Source organism: Streptomyces sp. WELS2, assembly GCF_013870595.1.
Lineage (GTDB): Bacteria > Actinomycetota > Actinomycetes > Streptomycetales > Streptomycetaceae > Streptomyces.
Window position 1 is genome coordinate 1 of sequence record NZ_JACBWZ010000071.1, and the last position, 15,739, is coordinate 15,739.

The window sequence follows — 15,739 nt, forward strand, 5'->3', positions numbered from 1 at the left end:
GCCATCGTCGGCGTACCCGAGCACCGCCGCCCCTGGGTGGCCGTCAGCGGCCTCGCCCAGGAGCTGACCGACGGCATGCGGGTCTCCGCCGAGCTGGCCGGGGAGGACCTCCTGGACGTGCTGCGCGCCACCCCCGCCACCGAGTACCTGGTGGTCGAGGAGACCGGCGAGATCTACGGCGTCCTGTCGGCGGCCGACGTCGAGCGGGCCTTCGTCAGGGCGATGGCCAGGCCGGCGTCGTAGCGCCCCCGAGGCGACGGTCAAGCCCCCCGCGGGAACCCGGTAGGCTGGTCACATGTCCGAACCGACCGGTGCCGCCCGCAGGCGCGGGCCCTTCAAGGTCGGGGACCAGGTACAGCTGACCGACCCCAAGGGCCGCCACTACACGTTCACGCTCGAAGCCGGAAAGAACTTCCACACCCACAAGGGTTCCTTCCCGCACGACGAACTGATCGGCGCTCCCGAGGGCAGCGTTGTCCGGACTACCGGCAACGTGGCCTATCTCGCGCTGCGCCCCCTGCTCCCCGACTACGTCCTCTCCATGCCCCGCGGGGCAGCCGTCGTCTACCCGAAGGACGCGGGGCAGATCCTCGCCTTCGCCGACATCTTCCCCGGCGCCCGCGTCGTGGAGGCCGGTGTCGGCTCCGGTTCGCTCAGCAGCTTCCTGCTGCGGGCCATCGGCGACCAGGGCATGCTGCACTCCTACGAGCGCCGCGAGGACTTCGCCGACATCGCCCGGCAGAACGTGGAGCGCTACTTCGGCGGCCCGCACCCCGCCTGGCAGCTCACCGTCGGCGACCTCCAGGACAACCTGTCCGACACCGACGTGGACCGCGTCATCCTCGACATGCTCGCCCCCTGGGAGTGCCTGGAGGCCGTCTCCAAGGCGCTCGTCCCGGGCGGCATCCTGTGCTGCTACGTGGCCACCACCACCCAGCTCGCCCGGACCGTGGAATCCATCCGGGAGATCGGCTGCTTCAACGAGCCGACCGCCTGGGAGACCATGATCCGCAACTGGCACATCGAGGGCCTGGCCGTCCGCCCGGACCACCGGATGATCGGCCACACCGGCTTCCTGCTCACCGCCCGCCGCCTCGCGGACGGCGTCGAGCCGCCCATGCGCCGCCGCCGCCCCGCCAAGGGCGCCTACGGCGAGGACTACGCCGGCCCCAACGCCGACGGCGGCGCCGGCCGCTGACCGGCCCGCACCCACCGCAACGCGAGGGCGCCGTGCCCGAGTTCCCCGACCACGACGGGAACTCGGGCACGGCGCCCGTCCGTTGACCCGGTAGCGGCCGGGAGCCTCCCGCGCGGACCCCGCCGTTCCCCCGCACTGTGACGTGTGGCACGATGCAGCCCATCCCACCGGCACCGCCCTCGCAGGAGACGCTCCTCGTGCAGCAATCCGCCGTCCCGGAACTCGCGCACACCCGGACCCGGCCCATCCACTGGGTCGCCACCGCCGCGGCCCTCGCGGGCGTCGTGGCCCTCTCCTCGGTCGTCCGGCCCGAACCGGCCACGGCCGTCCAGCCCGCCCCCGGTTCCCACGGCAGGCCCGCCGCCGCGCCGCCGAGCACCACCGGCGTCGACTTCCCCCTGGACTGCGGTCCGGTGAAAGCCGTGGTCGCCAAGAGGGCCACCGGCGACCTGGACGGCGACGACAGGCCGGAAACCGTCGCCGTCGTCCACTGCGACGCCCCCATGGGCACCCCGCCCGACGGGGTCTACGTCCTCACCCGCGGCGCCGACGGCCGCACCGCGCGCGTGGTCGCCACCCTGGTCCGGCCCGAGGAGCGGCTCACCGTGACCGGATTCGGCATACACGCGGGCGACGTCTCGGCCACCCTGCTCGGCTACTCCTCGGACGCCGTGCCCAGTTGCTGTCCCGACACCCGCACCCCGGCCACCTGGCGGTGGAACGGGAACGCCTTCGTCCGCTCCACCCCCGCCGGGGCACACAGCGTCTGAACCGGACTCACTCCGCGTCGGGGCCGTACACCTCGACCTTGTCCGAAACCCGGCGGACGTGGATGCACTCGCCGGGACACTCCTTCGCCGAGTCCACCACGTCCGTCAGCAGCGGCAGCGGCACCGGCACGGTCGCCCCCGGGGACTGGAGCAGTTCGTCGTCCGCGCCCTTCACATACGCGAGCCCGTCGATGTCCAGCTCGAACACCTCCGGGGCGTACTGGGCGCAGATCCCGTCGCCGGTACACAGGTCCTGGTCGATCCAGACCTCCAGCGCCTCGCCGCCCGGGGCCTCCTGCTGCACGGTCATCTCTCCTGCCTTCGGTTCGCCGGGCGTCCCGGCGCCCCGAGGGCCGGCCGGGTCCGCACCAGCGGTCGTTGAACACCCCCGACCCTACCTCCGGCCGCTTCCCGGCCACGGGGCACCGTCCGGGGTTTCCGGCGCGGCCCGCCCGGGTACCAGCGCCGGACCGGGGGAGGGAAGCACCGGTGGCCGGACCGATCGTCCCCAGCCACCACGGCAGTCACACCGTCCGCCTGAACCGTCGCTCTACGTGATGATCGTACGAGCGCATTGTGTGCTGCCCTTCTCCCGGTCGAACAGCCCCGTACGGACAACTCCGGCCAGTCGCGAAGGGTTTCGACCACAGCATGGATGGAACAAGCTGCTTTCCCTTCACGTTGAGTGGGTATCCCCTCCGTGCGAGGGAGTGTGCAGCGGGTGACCGACGACACACCTTGACAGTCTTTGTGATCTAGGGGTTTCAATCGACACCCACCCAGGTAGGGTCTGGAAGCGTCCAGCTCCCCTTGGAGGAGGTGAGGACCGTGGCAGCCCACGACGACGACATGAACCGCGGCATCCGCCCGGGACGCGGGTCCGACGACCCGGCCGGGCAGATTGCCTACCTTGAGCAGGAGATCGCCGTCCTGCGCCGCAAGCTCGCCGACTCTCCGCGTCACACGAGGATTCTCGAAGAGCGGATCGTCGAGCTGCAGACCAACCTGGCCGGCGTGTCCGCCCAGAACGAGCGGCTGGCCAACACCCTGCGCGAGGCCCGCGACCAGATCGTGGCCCTCAAGGAGGAGGTCGACCGGCTCGCCCAGCCGCCGGCCGGCTTCGGTGTCTTCCTGCAAGCCAACGAGGACGGCACCGCCGACATCTTCACCGGCGGCCGCAAACTCCGGGTGAACGTCAGCCCCAGCGTCGAACTCGACGAGCTGAGGCGCGGCCAGGAGGTCATGCTCAACGAAGCGCTCAACGTGGTCGAGGCCATGGAGTTCGAGCGCGTCGGCGACATCGTCACCCTCAAGGAGATCCTGGAGGACGGCGAGCGCGCCCTCGTACTGGGCCACACCGACGAGGAGCGGGTGGTCCGGCTCGCCGAGCCCCTGCTCGGCACCACCATCCGCGCCGGTGACGCCCTCCTGCTCGAACCCCGCTCCGGCTACGTCTACGAGGTCGTACCCAAGAGCGAGGTCGAGGAACTGGTCCTCGAAGAGGTCCCGGACATCGGCTACGACCAGATCGGCGGCCTCGGCAACCAGATCGAGGCCATCCGCGACGCGGTCGAGCTGCCCTACCTCTACCCCGACCTGTTCAAGGAGCACGAGCTGCGCCCGCCCAAGGGCGTCCTGCTCTACGGCCCGCCCGGCTGCGGCAAGACCCTGATCGCCAAGGCCGTCGCGAACTCGCTCGCCAAGAAGGTCGCCGAGGTCACCGGCCAGGCCGCCGGCAAGAGCTTCTTCCTGAACATCAAGGGCCCCGAGCTGCTCAACAAGTACGTCGGCGAGACCGAGCGGCAGATCCGCCTGGTCTTCCAGCGGGCCCGCGAGAAGGCCAGCGAGGGAACCCCCGTCATCGTCTTCTTCGACGAGATGGAATCCCTCTTCCGCACCCGCGGCTCCGGCGTCAGCTCGGACGTGGAGAACACCATCGTCCCCCAGCTGCTCGCCGAGATCGACGGTGTCGAGGGCCTGCAGAACGTGGTCGTCATCGGCGCCTCCAACCGCGAGGACATGATCGACCCCGCCATCCTGCGCCCCGGCCGGCTCGACGTGAAGATCAAGATCGAGCGTCCCGACGCCGAGGCCGCGAAGGACATCTTCGGCAAGTACCTCACCGAGCGCCTCCCGCTGCACGCCGACGACCTCGCCGAACACGGCGGGGACAAGGCCGCCACGGTCCAGGGCATGATCCAGACCGCGGTCGAGCAGATGTACGCCGAATCCGAGGAGAACCGCTTCCTGGAGGTCACCTACGCCAACGGCGACAAGGAAGTCCTCTACTTCAAGGACTTCAACTCCGGCGCCATGATCGAGAACATCGTGGGCCGCGCCAAGAAGATGGCGATCAAGGACTTCCTGGAAAAGAGCCAGAAGGGCCTCCGCGTCTCCCACCTCCTCCAGGCCTGCGTGGACGAGTTCAAGGAGAACGAGGACCTGCCCAACACCACCAACCCGGACGACTGGGCCCGCATCTCCGGAAAGAAGGGCGAACGGATCGTGTACATCCGTACCCTCATCACCGGAAAGCAGGGCGCGGACACCGGACGCTCCATCGACACGGTGGCCAACACCGGTCAGTACCTGTAACGGCAGGGCGGCTGCGGGTGCCCTCGGCGGGTACCCGCAGCCGCCTGTTTTTCCGGCCACGACCGGAGCAGCCAATGACGCAAATGATCTCCCCACCAGCGCAAAGGCGTTCTAGGCTCGTTCCTACCGCCGAGTCGCGCCGTGCGGGGACGGGCACCGCACACGCACCGGAGCGCCAGCGCACTTGAGCGGCGCCCACGACCGAGGGTGCCGCCGGGCAAGGAGGGCCGCATGACCGTACGGCGAGTAATGGGCATCGAGACGGAGTACGGGATCTCCGTCCCCGGCCACCCCAACGCCAATGCCATGCTCACCTCGTCCCAGATCGTCAACGCCTACGCGGCGGCGATGCACCGGGCCCGCAGGGCCCGCTGGGACTTCGAGGAGGAGAACCCGCTGCGGGACGCACGAGGCTTCGATCTCGCCCGGGAGACCGCCGACGCCAGCCAGCTCACCGACGAGGACATCGGCCTGGCCAATGTGATCCTCACCAACGGCGCGCGCCTGTACGTCGACCACGCCCACCCCGAGTACAGCGCCCCCGAGGTCACCAACCCCCGCGACGCCGTCCTGTGGGACAAGGCCGGCGAGCGGATCATGGCCGAGGCCGCCGAGCGGGCCGCACAGCTCCCCGGCGCCCAGCCGATCCACCTCTACAAGAACAACACCGACAACAAGGGCGCCTCCTACGGCACGCACGAGAACTACCTGATGAAGCGGGAGACCCCCTTCTCGGACATCGTGCGCCACCTCACGCCCTTCTTCGTCTCCCGCCAGGTCTTCGCCGGCGCCGGCCGCGTCGGCATCGGCCAGGACGGCCACGAGCACGGCTTCCAGCTCAGTCAGCGCGCGGACTACTTCGAGGTCGAGGTCGGCCTGGAGACCACCCTCAAGCGCCCCATCATCAACACCCGCGACGAGCCGCACGCGGATGCCGAGAAGTACCGCCGGCTCCATGTGATCATCGGCGACGCGAACCTGTCCGAGATCTCGACCTACCTCAAGCTGGGCACCACCGCGCTGGTCCTGTCCATGATCGAGGACGGCTTCATCGCCGTGGACCTCGCCGTCGACCAGCCCGTGCGCACTCTGCACCAGGTCTCGCACGATCCGTCGCTCAAGCGCCTGGTCACCCTGCGCAGCGGGCGCACCCTCACCGCGGTCCAGTTGCAGATGGAGTACTTCGAGCTGGCCCGCAAGTACGTCGAGGAGCGCTACGGCGCCGACGCCGACGACCAGACCAAGGACGTCCTCAGCCGCTGGGAGGACACCCTGACGCGGCTGGAGAACGACCCCATGAGCCTGGCCGGCGAGCTGGACTGGGTCGCCAAGCGCGAGCTGATGGAGGGCTACCGCCGCCGCGACGACCTCGACTGGGACGCCGCCCGGCTGCACCTGGTCGACCTCCAGTACGCCGACGTACGCCCCGAGAAGGGCCTGTACAACCGTCTGGTGGCCCGCGGACGCATCAAGCGCCTCCTGGACGAGTCCGAGGTCGACAGGGCCCGCACGAAGCCGCCGGAGGACACGCGGGCGTACTTCCGCGGGCGCTGCCTGGAGCAGTACGCCGACGACGTCGCGGCGGCGTCCTGGGACTCGGTCATCTTCGACCTCCCGGGCCGCGACTCCCTCCAGCGCGTCCCAACCCTGGAGCCGCTACGCGGAACGCGAAATCACGTCAAGGAACTCCTGGACCGCTGCCGCACGGCGGATGACCTGGTCAGGGTGCTGTCCGGCGGCTGAGCACGGTCAGCGGGTCCTCGGACCGCTCCGGGCGGACGGGGTGGAAACCCCACCGCCCGGGAATCATCGAGGTGGGCCCCGCACGTTGTGGAAACTGCGGGGCCGATGTCGGACCCGGGCTATAGGGTCTGATCATCACCGATCGGCAGGCGAACTGAGCGGGGTGAGGTTATGGCGACCAAGGACACCGGCGGCGGCCAGCAGAAGGCCACCCGGTCCACCGAGGAGGTCGAGGAGCAGGCGCAGGACGCGCAGGCTTCGGACGACCTGAAGGAACGGCACGAGAAGCTGTCGGACGACGTGGACTCCGTGCTGGACGAGATCGACGACGTACTCGAGGAAAACGCAGAGGACTTCGTTCGAAGCTTCGTTCAGAAGGGTGGCCAGTAGGTTTCGCCTTCAAATCGAAGGAGTCGGGCGGGGAGACGGTTGTCAACCGAAGAAGGCGTGAAGCGCTGCTCGCGGTGCAAGCAGCACAGGCCGCGAGCAGCGTTCGCGCGAAACAAGGCGATGGGCGACGGGCTGCAGGCGTATTGCCGCGAGTGCGCGGCTACCTATCACCGGCAACGGCAGGTGGCCAAGGGACGCAATGTCCGTCCGAAGGTGAAGGTACCCCCGGGGCACAAGTACCGCCGCACGTGTGGCGAGATCAAGCCGCACAGCGAGTGGACGAGGAACCGCAGCGCCTCCGACGGCTTGGCGACTCTCTGCAAGACATGCAAGGCGGCGAAAGGGCGCGAACGCCATCTGCAGCGCAACTACGGCCTGACCGAGGCTGAGCGTGACGCGATGATCGCTGCCCAGCGAGGCTTGTGTGCGATCTGCCTGGACGCCCCGCCCGTGCATGTGGATCACTGCCACAGGACGGGTAGGGTCCGTGGCGTACTGTGCTTCAACTGCAATTCGGCCATCGGCAAGTTGCGGGATGATCCCGATGTCGGCCGTCGTGCTGTTGCATACCTGGAAGGAAACCTGTGGAAGCCAACACTCGTAGCACCGGGCGTCTACCAGCTGCCTTCCTGACGCCAGGATCCTCCTCGTTCATGGACTTCCTCGCCGAGCACCAGCCCGAGCTGCTGCCCGGCAACCGTCAGCTGCCGCCCACCCAGGGCGTGATCGAGGCGCCGCACGGAACGACCATCGTGGCCGTGACGTTCCCCGGCGGGGTCGTCCTCGCCGGCGACCGCCGGGCCACGATGGGCAACGTGATCGCCCAGCGGGACATCGAGAAGGTGTTCCCGGCCGACGAGTACTCCGCGGTCGGCATCGCCGGCACCGCCGGCCTGGCCGTGGAGATGGTCAAGCTCTTCCAGCTGGAACTGGAGCACTTCGAGAAGGTCGAGGGCGCCCAGCTGTCGCTGGAGGGCAAGGCGAACCGGCTGTCGACCATGATCCGTTCCAACCTCGGCATGGCCATGCAGGGCCTGGCCGTGGTCCCCCTGTTCGCGGGGTACGACCTGGACCGCGAGAAGGGGCGCATCTTCTCCTACGACGTCACGGGCGGCCGCTCCGAGGAGCACAACTTCGCGGCGACGGGCTCCGGCTCGATCTTCGCCCGCGGTGCGATGAAGAAGCTGTTCCGGGACGACCTGACCGAGGAACAGGCCACCACACTGGTGGTGCAGGCCCTCTATGACGCGGCCGACGACGACTCGGCGACCGGTGGTCCCGACGTCGCCCGCCGGATCTACCCGATCATCACCGTGATCACCGAGGACGGATTCCGCCGGCTCACCGAGGAGGAGGCGTCGGAGCTGTCCCGCGCGGTGCTCCAGAAGCGCCTGGAGGAGCCCGACGGCCCCAAGGCCGCCCTGCTCTGAGCGCGGGCCCGGTTCTTATCAAGGTGATCCAGTGACCATGACAGAAAGGGACGGATAACCGGTGTCGACGCCGTTCTATGTCTCACCTCAGCAGGCCATGGCCGACCGGGCGGAGTACGCCCGCAAGGGCATCGCCCGTGGCCGCAGCCTGGTCGTGCTGCAGTACGCCGACGGCATCGTGTTCGTCGGTGAGAACCCGTCCCGCGCGCTGCACAAGTTCAGCGAGATCTACGACCGGATCGGCTTCGCCGCGGCCGGCAAGTACAACGAGTACGAGAACCTGCGCATCGGCGGCGTCCGCTACGCCGACCTGCGCGGTTACACCTACGACCGCGACGACGTCACCGCGCGCGGCCTGGCCAACGTCTACGCGCAGACGCTGGGCACGATCTTCTCCTCGGCGGCCGAGAAGCCCTACGAGGTGGAGCTGGTGGTGGCCGAGGTCGGGGAGACCCCGGAGGGCGACCAGATCTACCGGCTGCCGCACGACGGCTCCATCGTGGACGAGCACGGCTCGGTCGCGGTGGGCGGCAACGCGGAGCAGATCAGCGGCTTCCTGGACCAGCGCCACCGCGACGGCATGAGCCTGGCGGAGGCGCTGAAGCTGGCGGTGCAGGCGCTGTCCCGGGACACCAACGGCAGTGAGCGGGAGATCCCCGCGGAGCGGCTGGAGGTGGCGGTGCTGGACCGTACGCGCCCGCAGAAGCGGAAGTTCAAGCGGATCGTCGGCCGGCAGCTGGACCGGCTGCTGGCGGCGGACGGCGCGAGCACGGAGGCGGAGAGCTCCGCGGAGGACGGTTCCGAGGAGCAGTGAGCCGCCCGTGGCGCACACGGCGGGACGCCCCGGCCTTCGCGGCCGGGGCGTCCGGCGTTCCTAGGGCGTGCGTGGCGGGGCCGTGGAGCCCCGGACGACGAGCTGGACGGGGATGTCCCCGCTCGTCGGCCTGTCGCCCTCCAGGACGGCCAGCAGGGCCCGCATGCCGTGTTCGCCGAACAGTTCGGCGTCCAGTCGTACCGTCGTCAGCTCGGGGTCGATGGCGGTGGCCAGGGCCAGGTCGTCGAGGCCGGTGACGGAGATGTCGTCGGGGATGCGCAGGCCGCGGCGGCGCAGGGCCTTGTAGGCGCCGGCGGCGAGTTTGTCGTCGTCGCAGACGATGGCGGTGGGCCGGGGCCCGGGTGCGGTGAGGGCGGCCTCGGTGGCGGTGAGCGCGCCGTCGATGGAGATCGGGGCGCGGGCGGTGCGGATCTCGGTGCCGGGGACGGCGGCCATGCGGGCGGCCAGTTCCCGCGCGCGGATCTCGAAGGTCCAGGACGGGACGTCGGCGGCCAGGTGGAGCACCCGGCGGTGGCCGAGGCCGAGGAGGTGTTCGGCGACCTGGCGTACGCCGTCGGCGATGTCGAGGTTGACGGTGGCGGCGCCGAGGCTGCCCTCGGGATCGCTGTCCAGCATGACGAGCGGGAGCTGGTCGCCGCGGATGTCGGTGAGGGCGTCGGCGGCCATGGAGGAGGCGATGACGCCGTCCAGGGCGGCCTGCGCGGAGGCGAAGGGGTCGCGGGCGGGACCGATGCCTTCGGGGGAGGGGTAGAGGACGACGCCGAAGCCGTGCTCGGCGGCGACCCGGGCGGCGCCGGTGTAGACGCCGGCGAAGAATTCGGTGGTCAGGGCGGGGACGACGAGCAGGACCGTGCGGGTGCGGCCGAGGCGGAGGTTGCGGGCGGCGAGATTGGGCCGGTAGCCGAGGTCGCGGGCGGCCTGGCGGACGCGTTCGGCGGTGGGCTCGGAGACCCGGCCGCGCCATTTGTCGCCCAGCACGAGGGAGACGGCCGCCTGGGAGACCCCGGCCGCGTGGGCGACGTCCCGGCTGGTCGGGCGCGTGCTGCTGCGTGCCACGGTGGACGTGCTCCTTCATGTGGACGTGCTGATCACGTTGGACGTGTGAACAGCGCACATGGTACGTATGAGGGGCGGCGTTATACGTAAAACTTGGAGGCGGGCATGGCCACGGGGTACCTGGAGATCCTCCGGGCGAGACACGCGCTCCGGCTGCTCGCCGGCACTTTGGTGGGCCGGCTGCCGAACGCGACCGCGGCCATCGCGCTGGTGCTCTTCGTCCGCGCCGGCGGCGGCACCTACAGCCTGGCCGGCGCCCTCGCGGCCGTGTACGGCGTGGCCAACGCCGTCGGCCAGCCGGTGCTGGGCCGGCTCGTGGACCTCTACGGCCAGCCGCGCGTCCAGCTGCCCGCGGCCGTCCTGGCGGCGCTGGCCATGTCGGTCTTCGCCTTCTGCGGCACCGACCCGCTGCCGCTGGCCTACGCGGCCGTCGCGGTGTCCGGTCTGTTCGCGCCGCCGCTGGAGGGCGGTCTGCGCGCCCTGTGGCCGTCCGTGCTGCGCCGCGAGGAGCAGGTGCACACCGCGTACGCCATGGACGCGATCGCGCAGGAGGTCATGTTCACCGTCGGCCCGCTGCTGGTGACCCTGTGCGTGTCGGTGTGGGACGAGCGGGCCGCCCTGCTCGTGCTGAACGTGCTGGGTGTGCTCGGGGCCCTGTCCGTGGTCGTCTCGCCGCCCTCGCGTGCCTGGCGCTCGGCCCCGCGCGAGGCGCACTGGCTGGGCGCGCTGCGCTCGCCGGGCCTGCTGGCACTGCTCGCCGCGTTCCTGTTCATCGGCATCGCGCTGGGCTCGATCACGGTCGCGGCGGTGTCGTACGCCGACGGTCACGGCGGCGACGCGGTCTACGGCTGGCTGATGGCCGGGCTGGGCCTGGGCGCGCTGGCCGGCGGCACCGTCTACGGCGCCCGTCAATGGGCGGGTTCGCCCGAGCGGCGACTGAGGGGCCTGGTGGCCTTGCTGGCGGTGTGTTACCTGCCGCTCACGCTGACGCCGGGCACGGTGTGGATGGTGCTGCTCAGCGTGGTCTCCGGGGTCTTCCTGGCGCCCTGCATAGCCTGCGCGTTCATCATCGTGGACCGGCACGCGCCGAGGGGGACGGTCACCGAGGCGTTCTCCTGGCTCGTGACGACGTTCACCGTGGGCGCGTCGGTGGGAACGGGCCTGGCGGGGCCGGTGGTACAGACCGGCGGCACCGTGTGGGGCTTCGGCCTGCCGAGCGTGGCCGGGGCGGTGTCGTTGCTGGTCCTGCTCGCCACCGGAGGGGTCCTCGCAGCTCCCGTGCGCGGCGGTGTCGTTGCGGCTTCATCGGAAAATGATCCAAATCGTGCCCCCGAACCCCGTTTCAGCCCGGGGGATCGGGCGTAATGTTCCCTCATGGACCGCCGCATTTTCGGGCTGGAGAACGAGTACGGCGTCACGTGCACGTTCAGGGGACAGCGGCGCCTGTCTCCTGACGAGGTGGCGCGGTACCTCTTCCGCCGTGTCGTGTCATGGGGCCGCAGCAGCAATGTCTTTCTGCGAAACGGCGCCCGGCTCTATCTCGACGTGGGCTCACATCCGGAATACGCGACCCCCGAATGTGACAACGTGACCGAACTGGTCACCCACGACAAGGCCGGCGAGCGCATTCTCGAAGGACTCCTGGTGGACGCGGAACGACGCCTGCACGAGGAGGGAATCGCGGGCGACGTCTACCTCTTCAAGAACAACACCGACTCGGCGGGCAACTCCTACGGCTGCCACGAGAACTACCTGGTGGCCCGGCACGGGGAGTTCTCCCGGCTCGCGGACATCCTCATCCCCTTCCTCGTCACCCGGCAGCTGCTGTGCGGCGCCGGAAAGGTACTGCAGACCCCGCGCGGTGCCGTCTACTGCGTCAGCCAGCGCGCGGAGCACATCTGGGAGGGCGTCTCCTCGGCGACGACCCGCTCCCGGCCCATCATCAACACCCGCGACGAACCGCACGCGGACGCCGAGCGCTACCGCCGGCTGCACGTCATCGTCGGCGACTCGAACATGTCCGAGACGACGATGCTGCTGAAGGTCGGCGCCACCGACCTGGTGCTGCGCATGATCGAGGCGGGCACGGTGATGCGCGACCTCACCCTGGAGAACCCGATCCGGGCGATCCGCGAGGTCAGCCACGACATCACCGGCCGGCGCAAGGTGCGCCTGGCCAGCGGCCGGGAGGCCTCCGCGCTGGAGGTGCAGCGCGAGTACTTCGACAAGGCGCTGGACTTCTGCGACCGCCGGGGCATCCGCACCGGCACCGTCGCGCAGGTCCTGGAGCTGTGGGGCCGCACGCTGGAGGCCATCGAGACCGAGGAGCTGGACCGCGTCGAGACCGAGATCGACTGGGTCATGAAGTACAAGCTCATCGAGCGGTACCGGGCCAAGCACAACATGACGATGTCGCATCCGCGGGTCGCCCAGATAGACCTCGCCTACCACGACATCCACCGCCGTCGGGGCCTGTACTACCTGCTGGAGAAGAAGGGCCAAGCCGCCCGGATCTGCAACGACTTGAAGATCTTCGAGGGCAAGTCGGTTCCCCCGCAGACCACTCGGGCCCGGCTGCGCGGCGATTTCATCCGGCGGGCGCAGGAACAGCGCCGGGATTTCACGGTCGACTGGGTGCACCTGAAGCTCAACGACCAGGCACAGCGCACCGTTCTGTGCAAGGACCCGTTCCGCGCGGTGGACGACCGCGTGGAGAAACTGATCGCCGGTATGTAGCGGCGACCGGGCGGACCGTCCGCCCGCCCGCGACATGCGGGAACGCGACACGGGCGCCGTACGTTTTCCGTACGGCGCCCGTCCCGGGTCGTAGAGTTGCGCGCACGCCATCCGCTGGACCGATCGATTACGAGGCTCTTCCGTGCGCCGACGCTCGCTTCTCCTCGCCGCCGTACCCGCAGGACTGGTCACGCTCGCCGGGTGCGGTGACGGCTCGTCCGACTCCAGCGGCGCCGAGGCCTCGCCGTCGGCGTCCGCCTCGCCCCCGCCCAAGATCGTCGACGGGCCGCTGCCGGCCATCACGGCGGGCAAGAAATTCGGCGAGAAGCCGACGGTCGCCAAGGGGCCGGGCACCCCGTCGAAGAACCTCGCGGTCCGCACGGTGATCGCGGGCGGCGGACGGCCGGTCGCGGAGAACGAGTTCATCCGGGCGGACTACCTCGGGCAGATCTGGGACACCGGCAAGGTCTTCGACAACTCCTACGACCGCAAGCGTCCGCTGGTCATGCAGCTCGCCCAGGGCAGCATCATCGACGGCTGGCGGTACGCCCTGCAGGGCAAGAGGACCGGCAGCAGGGTCGAGATCGCCGTCCCGCCCGCCTTGGGCTACGGCGCGGGCGGCAACCCGCAGGCGGGCATCAAGGGCACCGACACCCTGGTCTTCGTCATCGACCTGATCGAGTCCTTCAACTCCAGGAGCTCCGCCAAGGGCACCCCGGTCCCGCAGACCGACGCCGCCCTGCCCGAGGTGGGCACCGGCACCGACGGCAAGCCGCCGAAGGTCACCATCCCGTCGGCGGCCCCGCCGAAGAAGCTCGTGTCGCGGTACGTCCTGGAGGGCGACGGCCCCGCGCTGAAGGCCGACCAGACGGTGCTGTGCCAGTTCCAGGGCCTGGTCTGGGACGGCGGCAAGACGTTCGAGCGGACGTACGGCTCCGGGCGGCTCAGCCAGTTCTCGCTGAAGCAGATGCAGGAGGTCGTCAAGGGTCTGGCCCAGGGCCTGACCGGCAAGAAGGTGGGCAGCCGGGTCCTGATCGTCGTCCCGCCCGAGCTGGGCTACGGCGACAACCCGCCGAGCGGCGGGGCGATCAAGAAGGGGTCTACCCTGGTGTTCACGGTGGACATCCTCGCGGCGATGTAGCAGCGGGGCCCGTGGTGGGCGGGGGACCGGCGGGGTGAAAGACTGTCCGGGATTCATGCCGTAGACAAGCAGGAGCCTTTGACGTGAACATCGACAAGCCCGAGATCGACTTCCCGGAGGGCGCGCCCCCGGCCGACCTTGAGATCAAGGACATCTGGGAGGGCGACGGGCCGGTCGCGCAGGCGGGCCAGACGGTCACCGTCCACTACGTGGGCGTCGCCTTCAGCACCGGCGAGGAGTTCGACGCGAGCTGGAACCGCAACGCCCCGTTCCGCTTCCCGCTGGGCGCCGGCCGCGTCATCGCGGGCTGGGACCGTGGCGTGCAGGGCATGAAGGTCGGCGGCCGCCGCCAGCTGACCATACCGGCCCACCTCGCCTACGGCGACCAGAGCCCGACCCCGGCGATCAAGCCCGGTGAGACCCTCATCTTCGTGGTGGACCTGCTCGCCGTCTGATCCGCGCCGGGGCGTCCCGGCCGCGGTCACCTGGGGCCCATGCCCGGCCGGGCATGGGCCCTCGGCTTTTGCCGACGCCCCGCGGAGCGGTACGGTCATCGGTCGGAAGCACCATAGGGAAGGCGAAGGGCGTCGATGGCCATTGCCAAGGCCGAGCGGCTGATGAACCTCGCGCTGTGTCTGCTCGGCGCACGCCGGCCGCTCAGCAAGCGTGAGCTGCGCGAGTCCATCGAGGCCTACATGGAGGCGGGCTCCGACGACTCCTTCAACCGCATGTTCGAGCGGGACAAGGACGACCTGCGCGAGCTGGGCCTGGTCATCGAGACCGTCGAGAACCTGGACGGCGAGGTCGGCTATCTCGCCCGCCGCGACAGCAACCGCCTGCCCCCCATCACCCTGGACGCCGAGGAGGCCGCCGCCCTCGGTCTAGCCGCCAAGGTCTGGCAGCAGGCCCGGCTGGCCGGCGCGGCCAGCGGCGCCCTGCAGAAGCTGCGCGCCGCGGGCCTGCCCGAGGACGTCGACCCGTACGGCGCGCACAGCGCGCTGGAGCCGCGCATCCCGGTGCACGAGGCCGCCTTCGAGCCGCTGATGCTGGCCTGCCGGGACCGCCGCCCGGTGCTCTTCGACTACCGCAAGGCCACCGCCGCCCGCCCCGAGCCCCGGCACGTCGAACCCTGGGCGCTGGAGTGCTGGCGCGGCCACTGGTACCTGGCCGGTTTCGACCGGGACCGGGGCGCCGAGCGCGTCTTCCGGCTGTCCCGGATCACCGGCAAGGTCCGCTCCCGCGGTACGGGCTTCACCGCGCCGGTGCCGGACGTCGTCACCGTGCGCGAGACCGTCGCGAGCTGGGCCGGCGAGATCGCCGACCGCTCGGCGCTGATCCGGCTGCGTTCCGGCGCCGGTTACCCCCTTCGGGCGAAGGCCGTCGGGGTCCGGGAACTGGCTGACGGCTGGGACGAGTTGGAGATCCCGTACGGGCACGGACTGGACGCCTGGCTGGTGGAGTTCGGACCGGACGTGGTGGTCCTGGAGCCGGCCGAGCTGCGGGCCGACGTGGTGGACCGGCTGCGCGCCGTGGCCAAGGGCTGAGGGGGAGCGGGACAGTGGCAGGCAAACCGGCCAGGACCGGCAACGCGATCGACCAGACCCGGCGGATGCTCTCCCTGGTGACGTATCTGCGTGAGCGTCCCGGCGCCCGGATCGCCGATGTCGCGCGCGCTTTCGGCATCAGCGAGGACGAGCTGGTCGCCGACCTCGATGTGCTGCCCATGTGCGGCACCAGCTTCCGCGGCGGCGATCTGCTGGACATCGACACCGACGGCGAGCGCATCTGGTGGCACAATCCGGCCGCCCGGCTTGGGCCGGTGTTCGCTTGCCCCGAGGGAGGCGA

The 15,739-nt window shown here is 70.2% G+C and carries 15 protein-coding genes and 2 pseudogenes; 15 read left to right on the forward strand and 2 right to left on the reverse strand.

The genetic code is table 11. From position 1 onward, the window contains the following. From H5J33_RS07170 to H5J33_RS07180, 3 genes and pseudogenes are all read left to right on the forward strand, one after another. Window positions 1-243: pseudogene (locus tag H5J33_RS07170) on the forward strand (site-2 protease family protein); the annotation flags it as partial. A gap of 52 nt (window positions 244-295) precedes the next feature. After that, window positions 296-1,198: a tRNA (adenine-N1)-methyltransferase gene (locus tag H5J33_RS07175; RefSeq protein WP_014671696.1), complete on the forward strand. Its 903-nt coding sequence runs from the start codon at window positions 296-298 to the stop codon at window positions 1,196-1,198. A gap of 197 nt (window positions 1,199-1,395) precedes the next feature. Next, window positions 1,396-1,968, forward strand: a complete 573-nt coding sequence (locus H5J33_RS07180; protein WP_181794037.1) for a hypothetical protein — start codon at window positions 1,396-1,398, stop codon at window positions 1,966-1,968. Window positions 1,969-1,975: 7 nt separating this feature from the next. Here H5J33_RS07180 and H5J33_RS07185 read toward each other — a convergent pair whose 3' ends face one another. Then, complete coding sequence (locus H5J33_RS07185; RefSeq protein ID WP_181794038.1) at window positions 1,976-2,278, reverse strand: ferredoxin; 303 nt, start codon at window positions 2,276-2,278, stop codon at window positions 1,976-1,978. 518 nt (window positions 2,279-2,796) lie between these two features. Between H5J33_RS07185 and arc the strand changes: the two genes are divergently transcribed. From arc to prcA, 6 genes are all read left to right on the forward strand, one after another. Next, window positions 2,797-4,563 (forward strand): proteasome ATPase, encoded by a 1,767-nt coding sequence (arc, locus tag H5J33_RS07190; RefSeq protein ID WP_030781349.1) that lies wholly within the window; start codon window positions 2,797-2,799, stop codon window positions 4,561-4,563. A gap of 231 nt (window positions 4,564-4,794) precedes the next feature. Further along, entirely contained in the window at window positions 4,795-6,306 is a 1,512-nt protein-coding gene (gene dop / locus H5J33_RS07195) for a depupylase/deamidase Dop (RefSeq protein ID WP_399552781.1), read from the forward strand. A gap of 171 nt (window positions 6,307-6,477) precedes the next feature. Beyond that, entirely contained in the window at window positions 6,478-6,696 is a 219-nt protein-coding gene (locus tag H5J33_RS07200; RefSeq protein WP_181794039.1) for a ubiquitin-like protein Pup, read from the forward strand. A 120-nt stretch (window positions 6,697-6,816) separates the two neighbouring features. Continuing rightward, window positions 6,817-7,329, forward strand: a complete 513-nt coding sequence (locus H5J33_RS07205; RefSeq protein WP_399552782.1) for an endonuclease VII domain-containing protein — start codon at window positions 6,817-6,819, stop codon at window positions 7,327-7,329. Next, on the forward strand, window positions 7,281-8,126 hold the full coding sequence (gene prcB, locus H5J33_RS07210; protein WP_181794041.1) for a proteasome subunit beta: 846 nt from the start codon (window positions 7,281-7,283) through the stop codon (window positions 8,124-8,126). Before H5J33_RS07205 ends, prcB begins: the two co-directional genes overlap by 49 nt. Window positions 8,127-8,187: 61 nt before the next feature. Then, the gene (prcA, locus tag H5J33_RS07215) at window positions 8,188-8,940 is read left to right on the forward strand and encodes a proteasome subunit alpha (RefSeq protein WP_181794042.1); all 753 of its coding nucleotides are present in this window, start codon (window positions 8,188-8,190) and stop codon (window positions 8,938-8,940) included. A 60-nt stretch (window positions 8,941-9,000) separates the two neighbouring features. On the opposite strand, the gene H5J33_RS07220 is transcribed toward prcA, so the two are convergent. Continuing rightward, a complete protein-coding gene (locus H5J33_RS07220) occupies window positions 9,001-10,017 on the reverse strand; it encodes a LacI family DNA-binding transcriptional regulator (RefSeq protein ID WP_181794043.1) in 1,017 nt (338 codons plus the stop codon). A gap of 105 nt (window positions 10,018-10,122) precedes the next feature. Here H5J33_RS07220 and H5J33_RS07225 point away from each other — a divergent pair, with 105 nt between their 5' ends. The 6 genes and pseudogenes from H5J33_RS07225 to H5J33_RS07250 all read left to right on the forward strand — a co-directional run. After that, a complete protein-coding gene (locus H5J33_RS07225; protein ID WP_181794044.1) occupies window positions 10,123-11,382 on the forward strand; it encodes an MFS transporter in 1,260 nt (419 codons plus the stop codon). 9 nt (window positions 11,383-11,391) lie between these two features. Further along, complete coding sequence (gene pafA, locus H5J33_RS07230; protein WP_030781321.1) at window positions 11,392-12,753, forward strand: Pup--protein ligase; 1,362 nt, start codon at window positions 11,392-11,394, stop codon at window positions 12,751-12,753. Between the two features lie 142 nt (window positions 12,754-12,895). Then, window positions 12,896-13,894, forward strand: coding sequence for an FKBP-type peptidyl-prolyl cis-trans isomerase (locus H5J33_RS07235; RefSeq protein WP_181794045.1), 999 nt, complete (start codon window positions 12,896-12,898; stop codon window positions 13,892-13,894). Between the two features lie 83 nt (window positions 13,895-13,977). Further along, window positions 13,978-14,349, forward strand: a complete 372-nt coding sequence (locus H5J33_RS07240; RefSeq protein WP_181794046.1) for an FKBP-type peptidyl-prolyl cis-trans isomerase — start codon at window positions 13,978-13,980, stop codon at window positions 14,347-14,349. Between the two features lie 135 nt (window positions 14,350-14,484). After that, complete coding sequence (locus H5J33_RS07245; protein WP_181794047.1) at window positions 14,485-15,438, forward strand: YafY family protein; 954 nt, start codon at window positions 14,485-14,487, stop codon at window positions 15,436-15,438. Window positions 15,439-15,452: 14 nt separating this feature from the next. Continuing rightward, a pseudogene (locus H5J33_RS07250) lies at window positions 15,453-15,739 on the forward strand (hypothetical protein); the annotation flags it as partial.